Raw genomic sequence first — 13,642 nt, 5'->3', positions numbered from 1 at the left:
TGCCTGTTCACATAAGATGAGACGGAAGTGGACACGATGGATCACTTCCTTCTTGATTTAGTTAGTGGTTGGATCGGTATGCGGCTGGATGAGCGCTTATGCGGTTGGCTTTTGGTATATGCGCCACTTTTATGATATAAGCGGTGGAAATTAGAGATATGCGTCAGTTTTTTGATATATGCGTGGGGATCAGGATATATACGGCGCAATTTTAATTTATGCGTTTGGCGTGCCTGTTCACATTAGAATAGAAGGAAGTGGACACGATGGATCACTTCCGTCTTGATTTAGTTTGTGGCAGGATCAGCGCTTATGCGGCGTTCGCGGATGCAACTCGATCAAAAAGAGCGAACCGCTGTAAAAACGATCCGCTCCAAAAAATTATAAATGCTTCGTACAATTAAAAAGGTCGAGCTCCCAACCGTTGTCTCGGGCAACGATACATGTCACCGATGTATTAGCAAGGGATGAGTTATGATCAATATCTGAAATAACATGAGTTAACAATCGCTTAATGAATGCCCCATGACTGACGATCAAAATATTCTCGCCCTCGTGCTTTTCAACAATCTCATTAAGACATGCCATGCCACGTTCAACAATACTTTCATTCGTTTCCAGCCCTAGATCTAACATAGGCCAATCCGTACCCCATTTTAAGACGCGTTCTTCTTCGGTCGTCCCTTCAATCTGACCACCGTTTCGTTCGCGAAGTCGTGTGTCAAAATGAAGCTCAACATGTCCTATTTCGCGTGCGATCGATTCAGCAGTTTCTTTTGCTCGTAATAAGTCGCTGGCATAAATAACGTCCCACGCTTCCCCGCATAAACGACCTGCTACTTTTTCAGCTTCCTGACGACCTTCTTCATCAAGCGGAATATCCGAGCTTCCTTGCGCCCTTCCCTCCTTATTCCATGCCGTTATGCCATGTCGAACAAAGCCAACTTTTGTCATAATCTCCACTCCATCACTTTAATGTTATATAGAGTTTATCATATAACAAGGCATACAGTACCAATTCAAGCACAGATCACGTTAACAAAGAGGGGCCCACCCGCAGAGTGATGGTGCCTTTTCGTAAATGGAAGGTAATGATGATCATTTTTATTTAAACGTTTTATCAAAACGATTCTCTTCAGTATCATCTTCATGAATTTTGCCATCCAACAACCGGATACGTCGTGTCGTTCTGGCGGCTATCTCATCATCATGCGTGATGAGTACAATCGTAACATTGTGTGTGTCATGAATATCTTCTAAAAGCTGAATAATGTTCTCACCCGTTTTCGAATCTAAATTTCCGGTTGGCTCATCAGCAAGTATGATAGACGGATTGGTAACAAGTGCTCTCGCTATCGCAACCCGCTGCTGTTCGCCTCCAGAAAGACGCGAGGGGAGATGTGTCATCCGGTGGGACAGTCCAACACGCTCTAAAGCATGTTCTGCTCTGTCTCTCACTTCCTTTGAACGAAATATCGTCAACAAAGGCATCATCACATTTTCAAGAGCTGTCGCAGTTGAAAGTAATTGAAACTGTTGAAAGACATACCCGATGTGATTCAACCGTAATTGAGCTGAATCGGCATCCTTCATCGTATGAACCTCAGCACCATCTACATATATTTTCCCCTTATCAATCGGCTCCAAGCCACCAATCGTATGCAATAACGTCGACTTTCCTGATCCTGAAGGACCTACAATAGATACATAGCTGTTATCTGCAATCTCTAATGACACATCATTTAAGACATGCACTTTTTCTGTTCCTATTGAATAGCTCTTTTCAACATGCTCCAGTATGATCATTTCTCCACATCCTTCTGTTCAGTCGTTATGCCCACTGTCTTTTATTTCGAGAAGTTGTTTTTTAATTTAAGTCCACTGATCACAATATTTGAAAATAATACGATCAATCCGATCGGTACGCATATGGCAAGTGTCATTAACCAAGTTGATACAGTAAAATCAGCCAACGTTTTAAGACCTATAGCTGCACAGCTTACCCCTAACACTGAACCAATCAATGAGACGATGAGGGCTTCTAAGTTTGTATAAAGCACTGTTCGACGGCGTGACCAACCTATGGCGTGAAAAATAAAAAATTCTTTCTTGCGTTCGCGTAAATTTAAAAATATGAGCAGCAATGTAACGATTGTAGCCAATGTAATGCTTATTGTAAGTAAGACCTCTTGATATCCGGCTAACTCTAAATCAATGGCTTCACCTAGAAAGCTAAGATACAAGTAATCTGACAAGCTTTGCTGAACAGAAACTGATAGCACAATCATAAACGTTGTTAAACCGACCACAGCTACAAGTAGGACAAACCGAAGCGGGCGGCGTAGTAATTGATGCATCACATAGGACATGATGCTGTAAATTTTCACAAAACGGAGCAAGCGCCATTCCGTTCCTTCTCCCTCAAGTCCTTTTGATGGTGATACATTAAGCGCTTTTCGACTACCAGTTACATAACCGAGTGCAATAATGATTAGTGCGGCAATCCAAAATAAGAAATAGTCCATAAGATAGAGAGCTTGCCCCCATAGGTTGACGAGTGATACTGCGAATATTGCGAGCATGCTCAGGACGATCACCTCAAACATGAGGATTTGAGATATTTTCTTTTTCGTCCATCCAATCGATCGTAACATCGCAAAATCTATAGAACGATGAATTAAACTATGAGTTGTTATTGTGTAACAAAATACGATGCTAATGATGAGTAGATAAACAAATAACAACAGATTCGTCCGATTAATCTGAGTCTCAATTGACCAACTCATCCCCTTCTTCTGCCAGCTTTCTTCTACAACACCTACCTCCCCCTCCTTATCTCCAGCCAGATGAACGTGTACTTTACTTGCAGACGATCCCAGCATGACATCAACGTGATGCCCCGTTTTGTCTCTGATTTCATTTGCAACCCGTTCAATCTTTTGTTGACTTTCATTCGTTCGTTGCTCAACCCCTTCAACGACAATACGAATAGAAGATAAAGGTGGCTGATCATCATAGACATAGTCCAACACCTCTAGCGTTGTGAGCATATCAGGTGCGCCTGGATAATAGGATGCCTTTACCGGGAGTGGTAAGAGAGGACTAGGATCAACGTCTTCACCGAGACCATTTTTAATAATCATGCTGTGATGAGGTGTATATATGTCTACAGGGTCACCTGTTTGCCACGACCCAGCATAACGAGGTGTCATGTTTGTGGCGTCATATAAGCCAATAACATCGACCGTAAAATCATAGACTTCTTGTTCACCTATCAGCTCTCGGTAAAACTTAATATTTGCCTCTCCGTAAAAAGGGCTATTGTTCGGTTTTGATTTCGCTTTTAATTGAGGTATTTGTCCCTCTTCATCTGATAATAATTCAAATTCTAGAGGTGAATAACGCAATATTTCTGTAGATACGTACACGCGTTCACGTTCTTGAAGGGTATATGTGTCACGATCAAATTCAAGTTCTGCTAGTTTAAATCTCAAATCTGACGTCAAGCTAGATACTTGTAACTGAGCAATTTGCGATTGAGGCAATGCTCGTAAATACTGCTGGGGATCATCTTCAAAATCTTCCATTGTGACATTGTCAGGGACATCGATTTCAAACACTTGTACCGTTTCCTTCATCTCATAGTCCGGCTCTTCTAAACCGATAACCGGTACGACGGGTAACGTATCAACGCCTGAATTTTTATCGATGGATACACGATCAAGATACGTCCCTTCAACCATACTATCCTTTATACGATACAATTGATTTTCTGATTGAGGATCAATGGCTACAATCAGCATTTCGTTCGGGTACCTAATTGAAGTCCCAGGTGGTAAATTCGTGGGATAGCCTCTCTCTTCAAGCCACTTTTCAAATAGGGGCGTGCCTTCCATAGATGGGTCATAGTATTCACTAATCGCATCCTGTTCAGATAACAAATGGTTTTTGAAACCATCGTACGCTTCAACACGCCGTGTCGTGCGATACCAATTACCAGCTTGCGCATTCGAAGCTGTTGCTGATATGCCAACATGATTAAAATACCCTAACAAAGCAATTGGAGCAGCGACCTCCACGCCATCTATCGTTTTAATCGTTTCCCAATCCTCAATAGAAATACCACCATAGTGCTCCATACTGCTTTGAGGAGATACCCATCCACCTTCAATGGACTGCTCACCATCGTGATCACTTGGTTGAACAAGGAGGTCATACTGATAACGCCAATTATCTTGCAATTGTTCATCCGCTTCAATGGATATTTTATCAGTGACAGATTGTGTTGCCATAAAACCAGCACCCAGACAGGTTAACGTAACGATTATAATTATAAACGTCACCCATCTTTCACGTAACGTTGCTTTTAAATACAAAAACATCGCTATCCCCCTGACATTTAACATAATCAATGCCCGGGCTTGAATTTTTTTAGCTTATAATGGGCAAAATGGACTGACTAGGGTGCTGATTGTACGAAATTCTTGACTACCATCACTTAAATGTCTATGTTGTTTTTCAAATTTATGATATCCAGAAGCATGTACACATTTGTAGTAAGTGTAATGTGTTTCCCAATTACTGCCACCGTGATGTGCATTAATGTTTCCCGGAAAAACGAACAACATCCCGAAAATCATTAAACAAATTAATAACCTTCTTATTACATTTTGCAAGCTATCTCCTCCATTACTATCAAGCAAGGGTCAACATTAAAATAACATAAATAATTAATTAAACAGAAAAATTATATTTTTTGTTTTATTTTTATATTAAAGTTAAACTACTATTATTACTCGGGATACATCTCTTGCAAAAAAGCGACGGACTGGCGAATTAACGCCCGGAGCACTTCTTCATCAATATCAGCAAGCTTGTTCACATACACACACGCTTTTCCTGCTTTATGCTTGCCGAATTTTTTGAGAAGCTCCTCACGTGCCGTATCTCCAGTAGCAAAATATAGACTGTGTCTCGCTTTCCGCGGTGAGAAGCCAACGAGCGGTGCATCTCCTTCATGCCCTGTTGGATATTTATAATGATACGAGCCAAAACCGATAATACTCGGCCCCCACATTTTTGCATCATACCCTGTTTCTTCTGTAAAAATATCAAGCATCCGGTACGCATCCTCCCGTTTACCAGGATGCTCGACACTTTCAATAAATTCGATGACGCTATGATCATTTTCCTTCGTCTTTAATTCGTACATGCTGAATCCTCCTCGTATAGTATATTTAGGTATTGATTTTAAGCCTATTAAATCTAAGTGATTTTCTAACATACATTCAGCTATAACTCCGTTACCTTTCACTGCAGGCGGACGCTTTCCGCGGGCACGGCCTCAGCCTCGGGCCAACAGGATGTTGGTCATGAAGGTGTTGCGACAGGACGTCGCGTCTTTAACCTTCCTCTCACCTCTGCGGGGTCTTCGGACGCGTGCTGTTCTGGAGTCGCCGCCTTCCGTTTCAGGTAACTCAGTATGTGCGTCTATTTCATAGATGAATGAACCTACATCATATGTTAATCACTTGGACGCTCTGAGATATTCCTAGATAATGGTCTTAGGATCATTTGGGAAACCGCCGAAAGGAGCGTAAATACATGGAGCATAAATAGCTTCTAATTCTTGAGTTACTTACCAGTATTTTCAGTAATATTTATTGAGTTTGTCTAGTGATGCCATTTTTCAATAAGTTGAACATTGATAACTTCATACGTGTTTATTTTTCTTTTGACATATTACCGCAGGTCTTTAAAATTTTTGGGTAAGCAATTCTAGATAGACAAAAATTTGTATGTCTAATATAAGTTATGTATTCTAGCTTTTGCAAGAACACTAGTTCGTATATAATGATGCTACAGCACTTAAAATTAGCCGTGGAAAAATTTTTTCAATAAAGATGCCCCTTAATGAACAGAAAAAACGATTATTATGATAAAAGATACTAATTATAGGAGGGTGCTTGTGTCACAACAAAATTTTACATTTGAGGAGATTTTTAAACAGAATGAGCGTCGAATTCATTACCATATTCACCGTCTCAACATACGCGATCCTCATGACGAGTATTTTCAGGAAGGCTTATGTGCACTTTGGAACGCCTATGAAAAATATGAACCTGACAAAGGACCGATGGCAACGTATTTTAATTTTACAATAAAGAATCGACTCATTGATCGTATCCGTAAAGAAAGCCGTGCCTCTGAAGTAGACGAGCTTATCGTCGCTGAACGGAAAAATGAACTGGAAGATGGTAACCACATCAGTCGTAGCACCATTTCCTATCCACTTATGAACAATCAGAAACATATCCCCTTAACAAACGATGAATTATGGCTCGCATTAGAAAAACACCTGACGAAAAACCAATGGAAATGGGTTTATTATTACATTGTTGAGGACTGGCCGCTCAAAGATATCGCAGAAGCAGAACATACGACAGTTGATGCTGTGAAAAGCTGGGGCAAGCAAGTCCGCAAGAAACTACGTGACGATACATTTCGTAAAATGGTTGGCTGGGAAGTGGAAACATAGCTGACCACGCCATTCTGCCCTTCTCATATTGCTTTAAAGCGTGCTTTCTAACAGAAGTACGCTTTTTTTCATTTGGGAAGCCGCTTTAAACGACGTGACAGTAACGACCAACCGCTGCACAACCGCATAAAGCTAGAAAGTGCCGCATAACCGCATATAATTAAAAACGGCCTCATAACGCATGATTTAGACTTATAAAACGGAGATCTGCCGCATATCAATAGATCACGCCGCATAAAAACCGAACGAGCGGCATATCGCAAGAGGCACGTCGACGCAGTAACGCTCTACCAAACCGTTCAAGTCGTGTACCTCGTTGACAGCTCTCTCCTGCCAAGTATTATTTAATAATCTGCAAAATGCGTTTAAACGTATCTGTTCCCGCTTCCCCCATTAGCTCATACAATGCCATTTCTACACTTGTCCCGGTAATTCCTGCCTCTTCCATCGCTTCAATACCAATTTGTTTGTTGAATGGTGTGCGTGATGACACTGCATCCTTAACGAGATGGACATCATATTCCAATCGATTTAAGTCCTTGGCAGTTTGATAGACACATACATGTGCTTCAATTCCAGCGATAAGGACGTGCTTACGATCGGTTGCTTTGAGTTCACGCATAAATGCTTCGTTTTTACATGCACTGAATGTTGTTTTTTCAATTGGGGAAATGCCATCAAGCTCATCAGCTATTTCCTCTACTGTTGCACCAAGTCCTTGGGGATATTGCTCTAGCCAAATGATCGGTACATCGAGTATGCGTAACCCTTTTATTAATTTTTTCAAGCTATCAATGACGGCTTCACTTTCATGTACGATGCGCGCTAACTTTCCTTGAACATCAATTAATACAAATACTGTTTGATCTGTAGTCAGCATAAAATCCTCCTATTTATTAATGTCCTAAACAACACGATTCACATTCATGTCTTCACCAACACTCAAGCCTCCAAAATATAAATACCTAAGCCAAAAAAGTAGAGTGCAATCGGAAAAAAGCTCATGATTAACCAATTCACTGTATTATTCGCCCATTTATAGATGACTCTGTCGATACCGACATATATTAATGCAGTAGCAACTGTCATAGAAATCACGAATAGGGAGAAGCCGTTACTCAGCACAGCAAATACAAAACCAAATATGGCATGTAACAAAACGTACATCCAGTTTTTTGGAAACCACCTCATTGTTAAAAGCTCAATTACAACAGAAAATAGGAGTCCAAAGAAGATTAATAACGTCCCAGCATAAATCGCTACGATCAAAGAAATGAAAAAATAGCTGTCACTCACTTTCTCTAGCCTTAACACATCCGTCTCCTCAGGAAAGAGAAACAATGTGATTAAAACCGTCACCATCACAACCGTTATAAATGTGGTTAGCAGTTTTCTTCCAATGAATGTGGCATATTTCTTATTCATATGTACCTCCCTATCTATATGGTGAGACTCTGTTTCCAAATGGGGACGCCGACTTATTCGTGTTGTATAACCTTCACAGTTATAGCAACTGTCCCCCATTTCTGTTCTTGTTGAGGCGTATAAATCGTATAAGTACTCGCCACCATTTCTTCAATCGTTTTGTGTTCTGCATCAAAGCAGGCTGCTGGTAGTGATTCATACATCGCTTTAAATGTTGGAAACACATTCAGTTCTGTGACTTCGACAAGCAATTGATCACTCGGCTGAGAGAGCTTCGTAAACTCAATTGAGTCACCTTCCTTGATGCGTCTTCTTTTGTCATCATACAAACGCACCTCGACGGTTTTCTTCCCTAATGCCATTGATGTAAATGGTTGATCGTAAAGCCTCATATGGTGCAACACAAGCTGTCCCTCCTCTAGAGCGTTTAAAGCGTTTTCGTATCCTCAGTCTTTTAACTTTATCCTTTTCCTTATATATGAATTTTGGCAAAACTCCCGAATGAAGTCAATTAAATAAAGAAATAAAAGTCGACACATCTAAGCTGCCGACTTTTTGTGTAAAGGTTAATGGTATGTGTACTGAACGGTTACGCGAGCTGTGAATTCAATTTGCCCGGGCTCTATCGGAACAGGGGTGCTTGCTTCTGATAAGCTCACTTTTTGATATGGGATAGGCGACGTGATTGAATCTTCTTTAACGCGTGTTGGCGGAAAGTCTAATGTAACATTGATTGCACGTGCCATTGAGCGTGCTTTAGATTCAGCATTTTTCAGTGCTTTTTTCAAAGCTTCTTGTTCGTATCGTGTTGGGCGTGTCGTCGTGAATTGAATATTTGATACACGATTAACACCTTGGTCAACAGCTGTGTCAATGATATAGCCAACTTGATTAATCGGACTAATTGTCACACTGAGTGAATGTACCACTTCATAGCCGCGAAAGACCTGCTCCCCATCAACGTAATCATATTGTGGGTTAATTTGATAGGTGATTGTTTGAATGTCATTTCGGGGAATTCCCATCTGAAGCAGTGCTTGAATGACACGTGTCATAATCATCGTATTTTCTTGCTGGGCTTCCTGTGGCTCAGCGGCTTCTGTGATGACATCCATCTGAACGGTCGCCGCATCTGGCGTCGTTCGCACAATACCGTCACCTGTTACAGTCATATCACCTTGATTTAGGTGTCCACTTTTATTTTTTGACTCATCCATATAATACATAACGCCACTCCTATGCATATGACTTTCAATATCATATGCAAAAAATAATTAGGCGTTAGTCAGTTGGATGGAGCCTGGGAGCTGGGGTGTCTGGTGATAGGTGGGATTTGTAGGGAAAGCAGAAGGAGAGTGACTTGCAGAATCAAGATATGCAGCAGGGGGCGGTGCGTTATGCGGCTCTGGAGCGCGATATGCGGTTGATTTTTGATTTATGCGTGACGATTTTGATATATGCGGCGCTTTTCCGGGTTATGCGTGCCGATTGGGATATATGCGGCGCTTTTCCGAGTTATGCGTGCCGATTGGGATATATGCGGCACTTTTTCGATATATCCGGCTCAATAAGGTTTTATGCGTTTTATAGGTGTTGAGGGTGCAGCATATGGTAAAGCTGCGTTTAAAAACTAGAAGGAAGTGAACACATGGGATCACTTCCTTCTAGATTTTGTGTTGGAGAAGGGATTGCATGTAGTGTATGGCGATCTCTTCTCCAGGCTGTGTGTTCTATCGACTCGCTTTCGACCACATATCTAATGCGCAAACCACTTCTATCCCCTTACCCCAACAATAGATTCATTATAAAAGCAACCGCTACGACAACAATCATAATGGCTAGAAAGATCAATGTAATCACGTATTCTCGTGGATTTTTATGGTATCTCCAATGCATGTAGCCATCAAAGAGCTGAGATATAATTAATAATGCAATAACCGTATACGCCTGTCCACTTGCAAACATATCCTGATGACTGCCGCCATTATTTTCGCTTAGCACCATAAAAAACAGAGCGAGTAATGCAATCGTGCCTAATATATGGAATCTATTAACATATCGAGAGGTGCCTTCACTTTTTTCAATGTTAAGCCATTTCCGTACGCCCTTGTCGACAATAAAAAATATGACGAGAACGAGAAATAACCCTAATACAATCATGCCACGTTCCAAAAAATCAATCCTTTCAGCTGTTCATTTTTATTCAATCGAATACACACCGATTTTCAAACACTCGTTTAAGCACATGACTTCAAAGGATTCAAAAATATAGTCATCAATAATTTGATCCAATCGACAGATTTTGACAACAAATCTATATCAGTCATGTTACGCTGTCGTTAAATAAAATGGTGGTGCTAAATTTCTGGCCATTAAAGCAACCTAAACTCCCAAAGGAAATGAGGTTAATAAAGTGCTTGATTTCGGTTGGATTTACTTACCTATTATGAGCTACATGTTATTCACTATCGCCTTTATTATTTATATGATAAAGGTAAAAGATCAAAAGCGCGATAACATATTTTGGTTGTTTAATTGTTTGCTGTTCTTAATTATCATTTTCAATTATGCCTTTAATATCGCTAATTCAATTTTCATTATTGTTTTTTCGTCGCTTTCTATTTTAATTAGTCTATTCGTATCGGGTGTGATCATTAAAGAAGGAAAACGGAGCGCCTAACATACAACGACGGTACAGACAGCATCATTGTTTAATCTTATAAAAGCGCATACGTCACAGCTTCTTTGGCATGGATCATCGTCGTATCAAACAATGGCACGTCTGTGTCACCTGTTTTAATAAGCATGCCAATTTCTGTGCAGCCAAGAATGATGCCAGCTGCTCCTTCAGATACGAGCCGATTCATGACAGCAAGATAATACGTTCGTGACGTATCACGAATTTTCCCGTGACAAAGTTCATCAAAAATAATTTTATTAATTGTTTCTCGTTCGACTGCATCAGGAACGATCACGTCAATGCCGTTTGCCTTTAAACGATCGATATAGAAGCGACCTGTCATTGTATAAGCTGTTCCGAGCAAACCTACCGTAGACACACCTTGTCGGTTAATCGCCTGGGCGGTCACATCGCCAATATGAAGCACTGGAATCTGAAGCTGTTTTTCTATTATATCAATGACCTTATGCATCGTATTCGTACAGAGAATGATGAAATCTGCACCCGCTCTTTCTAATTTCTGCGCAGCATCAGCTAAAACGTCGCCGGCTTTATTCCATTCACCTTTTGCCTGATAAGCTTCTATCACAGCGAAATCAACACTGTACATGATACACCTAGCTGAATGCAGCCCGCCGAGGCGCTGATTCATCTCTTCATTAATCATTCGATAATAGATTTCTGTCGATTCCCAGCTCATACCACCAATTAACCCGATCGTTTTCATGTCGTTCCCTCCCTATTTTCATCCTACCACATACCGTTCCCTTTAAGATTAATAGATTCAGCAACGAAAAAAACTACATTTTTTTATCTTACATGCATCATAACAAAAAACAACCGTTCGTGCAGACCGAGCACAAAAAAAACATCCGGATGGCATTTGTACCAAACCGGATGTTACATCGTTATGAAAGGACCGATAATTTGATAGCGGACGGGTATTTATCCGAATGATAAATGCGCTGTGTTGCTTCGACACTATCGCAATCTGTTGCTGGGTCCTTTCCTGTATTCGTATTCGGGAAAATAAAATCATTCGCACTCGACGTGATAGATAGCCGTATACGATGCCCACGTTTAAACGTATTGGCAAATTTCGCCGTCCGAATCTCATATGCTTCAACTTGACCAGGCTCAAGCAGCACTTCCTTATTGAACCCTTGCCGGAAACGAGCGCGCAGCACACCATCAGCTAGTTTTATAGAGCGTCCATCAGGGTATACGTCACTGATTCGAACGATCCAATCTGTATCCTTGGCAGAGCTTGATGCATACAACATCACAGACACATCACCTGCCACTTCAATTGGATCTTCAAGTATAGGCGTCGTAAAAACAAGGACGTCATCACGTTTTTCAACATCCTGATAGTCAGCTGGAACACCGATTTCATTTTCCGATAAGTCAATGAGGTGTGGTGCGGGCTGCTTCGGATCGTAGACATATTCGGAAAAAATCTCTGCTGTTCCATGATCTTCTCGCCCTGCGTCCCGATCTAAAATACCTTCACCACTTCCGCTTCCTAAGTAAAATTCGACAGGGTTGGCGGCAGACGGTGGCCATGTCTCGGCTTCGCACCATGCGTTCACACCAACATCATAATATTCCGCAGCCGCTCCTCTATCAATTCCGTTGTCAATCCCTTTTAGCTTGCGATCAAACCAAGCTTGGTAATAAACGTCCATATCATAACGGAGCGCATTGTTCCCAAAGGACACCCCTTGAATATCGCGGGTTGTATTAGCATTGTGCATCCACGGACCAAGAATGATTTTTTTATTGGAGGACTCAAAATCCGCTACCACTTCCAAAGCTTCTGTCGTTCCCATGCCGTTGTCATCATACCAGCCTGATACGATCATAGCTGGGACACTCATCGCTTGCTTATGACGTGACCAATCAGACGCTTGCCAGAATGCATCATCTGTTTGATGAGCCATCCATTTATTCCAAAAAGGCACATCCAGGCCGAGGGCACGTTTTGGAATGTCTTGTAATGGACGAATTTTTAACACATCATCCCAATCATCCCGTTCCATATTTTCAGGCTTGAAATGCTGTTCGACCATGGCAAATGTCCAAGCGAGCGTACCGGATACGAACGCGCCACCCTTGCGCGGAATATCAACAAATGGACTGCCAGCCGTTACGATACTAACGAGTGCTTGTAAATGGGGATTGCCACTTGCCGCTGCTGCCCATTGTACATAGCCACCATATGACGCGCCAATCATTCCTACACGTCCGTTGCACCACGCCTGTTTAGCGAGCCAATTCAACGTATCATCACCATCTTCAACCTCAGTGTGCATGGGCACCCACTCACCTTCAGAATCCTCACGCCCACGTACATCTTGAATGACCACCGCATAGCCCCGATGAACAAAATTCACATATGCGTCTTCATAACGCATCCGGCCATATGGGGTACGAACGAGAATCGCTGGTACTGGCGTGTCAACATTTCCTGGCAACCATACCTCTGTTGCAAGCTTAACGCCATCATGCATCGGAATCAAAAACGTGCCTGCATGCTTCACTGTATATGATGCTGGTGATACCGTCTCGCTCTGCCACTGTTTAACAGGTGTATAATGTTCAAAGCCTGCTTTTACTAATACCGAACAATTTTCTCGAGATGGACTAATAAAGGCAACGGGATCTCCTGACACAACGACAACATCAAGTGGAAATTTCCGTTGCCGTTCCACCCATAAATGATCATCCGCCTCAGCCTTTTCATAAACTGCGCCCCAGGACGTCGAAACGGTCTCACGACCAACAAGCTGATTCATCCATTCATCGATACGATCACAAATTTCTAATGGATTCATATGATAATAGGCTGCCATTTTTGCTGCTTCCTCAGATGTAAGATGCTTACGTTCCTCCCACGCATGATTAACCAAGTTACGCTTTTCGTAATAAACGCCATCATCGTCAAAGGTCATTCTAACATCGAGAATACCCGAACGATATAACAAATACTGTGGCAC

13 protein-coding genes are annotated in these 13,642 nt (G+C 41.6%); 2 read left to right on the top strand and 11 right to left on the bottom strand.

Features of this window, described 5'->3' with window-relative positions:
* Nucleotides 1-381: 381 nt before the first annotated feature.
* From HPC67_RS14970 to HPC67_RS14955, 4 genes are all read right to left on the bottom strand, one after another.
* Nucleotides 382-954 (bottom strand): histidine phosphatase family protein, encoded by a 573-nt coding sequence (locus HPC67_RS14970; protein ID WP_217589591.1) that lies wholly within the window; start codon nucleotides 952-954, stop codon nucleotides 382-384.
* A 150-nt stretch (nucleotides 955-1,104) separates the two neighbouring features.
* On the bottom strand, nucleotides 1,105-1,806 hold the full coding sequence (locus HPC67_RS14965; RefSeq protein WP_217589589.1) for an ABC transporter ATP-binding protein: 702 nt from the start codon (nucleotides 1,804-1,806) through the stop codon (nucleotides 1,105-1,107).
* Nucleotides 1,807-1,847: 41 nt separating this feature from the next.
* Nucleotides 1,848-4,382: an ABC transporter permease gene (locus HPC67_RS14960; protein ID WP_217589587.1), complete on the bottom strand. Its 2,535-nt coding sequence runs from the start codon at nucleotides 4,380-4,382 to the stop codon at nucleotides 1,848-1,850.
* A 410-nt stretch (nucleotides 4,383-4,792) separates the two neighbouring features.
* Nucleotides 4,793-5,212: a DUF1801 domain-containing protein gene (locus tag HPC67_RS14955; protein ID WP_217589585.1), complete on the bottom strand. Its 420-nt coding sequence runs from the start codon at nucleotides 5,210-5,212 to the stop codon at nucleotides 4,793-4,795.
* A 756-nt stretch (nucleotides 5,213-5,968) separates the two neighbouring features.
* Between HPC67_RS14955 and HPC67_RS14950 the strand changes: the two genes are divergently transcribed.
* Nucleotides 5,969-6,538 (top strand): sigma-70 family RNA polymerase sigma factor, encoded by a 570-nt coding sequence (locus HPC67_RS14950; RefSeq protein ID WP_343327858.1) that lies wholly within the window; start codon nucleotides 5,969-5,971, stop codon nucleotides 6,536-6,538.
* A 340-nt stretch (nucleotides 6,539-6,878) separates the two neighbouring features.
* On the opposite strand, the gene HPC67_RS14945 is transcribed toward HPC67_RS14950, so the two are convergent.
* The 4 genes from HPC67_RS14945 to HPC67_RS14930 form a co-directional block, all read right to left on the bottom strand.
* Complete coding sequence (locus HPC67_RS14945) at nucleotides 6,879-7,418, bottom strand: hydrolase (RefSeq protein WP_217589575.1); 540 nt, start codon at nucleotides 7,416-7,418, stop codon at nucleotides 6,879-6,881.
* Between the two features lie 62 nt (nucleotides 7,419-7,480).
* The gene (locus tag HPC67_RS14940; protein WP_217589573.1) at nucleotides 7,481-7,963 is read right to left on the bottom strand and encodes a hypothetical protein; all 483 of its coding nucleotides are present in this window, start codon (nucleotides 7,961-7,963) and stop codon (nucleotides 7,481-7,483) included.
* Nucleotides 7,964-8,016: 53 nt separating this feature from the next.
* Nucleotides 8,017-8,355: an ASCH domain-containing protein gene (locus tag HPC67_RS14935; RefSeq protein ID WP_246570182.1), complete on the bottom strand. Its 339-nt coding sequence runs from the start codon at nucleotides 8,353-8,355 to the stop codon at nucleotides 8,017-8,019.
* A 174-nt stretch (nucleotides 8,356-8,529) separates the two neighbouring features.
* A complete protein-coding gene (locus HPC67_RS14930; protein ID WP_217589568.1) occupies nucleotides 8,530-9,189 on the bottom strand; it encodes an SIMPL domain-containing protein in 660 nt (219 codons plus the stop codon).
* A 134-nt stretch (nucleotides 9,190-9,323) separates the two neighbouring features.
* On the opposite strand from HPC67_RS14930, the gene HPC67_RS14925 reads away from it, so the two are divergent.
* A complete protein-coding gene (locus HPC67_RS14925) occupies nucleotides 9,324-9,560 on the top strand; it encodes a hypothetical protein (protein WP_217589551.1) in 237 nt (78 codons plus the stop codon).
* 185 nt (nucleotides 9,561-9,745) lie between these two features.
* On the opposite strand, the gene HPC67_RS14920 is transcribed toward HPC67_RS14925, so the two are convergent.
* The 3 genes from HPC67_RS14920 to HPC67_RS14910 all read right to left on the bottom strand — a co-directional run bounded on the left by HPC67_RS14920 (nucleotide 9,746) and on the right by HPC67_RS14910 (nucleotide 13,642).
* On the bottom strand, nucleotides 9,746-10,135 hold the full coding sequence (locus HPC67_RS14920; RefSeq protein WP_217589549.1) for a DUF4181 domain-containing protein: 390 nt from the start codon (nucleotides 10,133-10,135) through the stop codon (nucleotides 9,746-9,748).
* Nucleotides 10,136-10,680: 545 nt separating this feature from the next.
* Nucleotides 10,681-11,370, bottom strand: a complete 690-nt coding sequence (locus HPC67_RS14915; RefSeq protein WP_217589547.1) for an aspartate/glutamate racemase family protein — start codon at nucleotides 11,368-11,370, stop codon at nucleotides 10,681-10,683.
* A 181-nt stretch (nucleotides 11,371-11,551) separates the two neighbouring features.
* Complete coding sequence (locus HPC67_RS14910) at nucleotides 11,552-13,642, bottom strand: CocE/NonD family hydrolase (RefSeq protein WP_217589545.1); 2,091 nt, start codon at nucleotides 13,640-13,642, stop codon at nucleotides 11,552-11,554.

The sequence above is a fragment of the Lentibacillus saliphilus genome (assembly GCF_019093865.1).
Taxonomy (GTDB): Bacteria; Bacillota; Bacilli; order Bacillales; family Amphibacillaceae; genus Lentibacillus_B; species Lentibacillus_B saliphilus.
Note: the sequence above shows the minus strand (reverse complement) of the source record. Positions and strands in the feature narration are given on the sequence as shown.

Coding starts and splice junctions, on each gene's coding strand:
- HPC67_RS14930 (WP_217589568.1), bottom strand. CDS start 9,189: ATGTATTATATGGATGAGTCAAAAAATAAAAGTGGACACCTAAATCAA.
- HPC67_RS14960 (WP_217589587.1), bottom strand. CDS start 4,382: ATGTTTTTGTATTTAAAAGCAACGTTACGTGAAAGATGGGTGACGTTT.
- HPC67_RS14940 (WP_217589573.1), bottom strand. CDS start 7,963: ATGAATAAGAAATATGCCACATTCATTGGAAGAAAACTGCTAACCACA.
- HPC67_RS14965 (WP_217589589.1), bottom strand. CDS start 1,806: ATGATCATACTGGAGCATGTTGAAAAGAGCTATTCAATAGGAACAGAA.
- HPC67_RS14945 (WP_217589575.1), bottom strand. CDS start 7,418: ATGCTGACTACAGATCAAACAGTATTTGTATTAATTGATGTTCAAGGA.
- HPC67_RS14915 (WP_217589547.1), bottom strand. CDS start 11,370: ATGAAAACGATCGGGTTAATTGGTGGTATGAGCTGGGAATCGACAGAA.
- HPC67_RS14935 (WP_246570182.1), bottom strand. CDS start 8,355: ATGAGGCTTTACGATCAACCATTTACATCAATGGCATTAGGGAAGAAA.
- HPC67_RS14955 (WP_217589585.1), bottom strand. CDS start 5,212: ATGTACGAATTAAAGACGAAGGAAAATGATCATAGCGTCATCGAATTT.
- HPC67_RS14970 (WP_217589591.1), bottom strand. CDS start 954: ATGACAAAAGTTGGCTTTGTTCGACATGGCATAACGGCATGGAATAAG.